The organism is Ornithinimicrobium sp. F0845 (assembly GCF_023015765.1).
GTDB lineage: Bacteria > Actinomycetota > Actinomycetes > Actinomycetales > Dermatophilaceae > Ornithinicoccus.
Genome location: NZ_JALKAL010000050.1, coordinates 1 through 253, shown reverse-complemented (window position 1 = coordinate 253; position 253 = coordinate 1). Strand labels below are relative to the sequence as shown.

1 protein-coding gene is annotated in these 253 nt (G+C 74.7%); it reads left to right on the top strand.

The window, feature by feature from the left end:
- The coding region (locus tag MWU75_RS19680; protein ID WP_247094152.1) for a transposase at positions 1–253 on the top strand (253 nt) is incomplete at both ends.

The window sequence follows — 253 nt, the reverse complement described above, 5'->3', positions numbered from 1 at the left end:
CTGGCTGGGCGAACGCGACCAGGCCTGGCGCGACCGGGTGGAGGTCGTGGCCATGGACGGCTTCACCGGCTTCAAATCGGCGACCACCGAGGAGCTCCCGGAGGCGGTCAGCGTCATGGACCCGTTCCACGTGGTCCGCCTCGCCGCCGAAGCCCTGGACGAGTGCCGCCGCCGGGTCCAGCAGGCCTCCTGCGGCCACCGGGGCCGCAAGGGCGACCCCCTCTACTCGGCCCGGCGGACCCTGGCCACCGGC